This window comes from Burkholderia sp. SIMBA_062, assembly GCF_046534765.1.
Lineage (GTDB): Bacteria > Pseudomonadota > Gammaproteobacteria > Burkholderiales > Burkholderiaceae > Burkholderia > Burkholderia ambifaria.
On the sequence record NZ_JAWRYD010000126.1, the window covers coordinates 1 to 418 of the forward strand.

Here is a 418-nt window from a genome sequence, read left to right on the forward strand (position 1 = left end):
CGCTGGCTCGAACCACTGGGCATCGAAGTGGCCTGGCTGGCCGGCAAGCTCAAGGGCAAGGCCCGGGCAGCTTCCCTGGAACAGATCGCCAACGGCGCACCGATGGTGGTCGGCACCCACGCGCTGTTTCAGGAAGAGGTGAAGTTCAAGCACCTGGCCCTGGCGATCATCGATGAACAGCACCGTTTTGGCGTGCAGCAACGCCTGGCCCTGCGCAAGAAGGGCAACAACCCGCACCAGCTGATGATGTCGGCGACGCCGATTCCCCGCACGCTGGCCATGAGCTATTACGCCGACCTCGACGTAACGGTCCTCGACGAGCTGCCGCCTGGGCGGACGCCGATCAAGACCCGGCTGGTCGCCGATAACCGGCGCAGCGACGTGGTTGGTTTCGTTCAAAAGCATGTCGAGGAAGGAC

Annotated in this window: 1 protein-coding gene; it reads left to right on the forward strand. The window is 63.9% G+C overall.

Annotated elements, in window-relative coordinates:
• Window positions 1–418: DEAD/DEAH box helicase (locus tag SB786_RS35690; protein ID WP_410731499.1), on the forward strand; the 418-nt coding region annotated here is incomplete at both ends.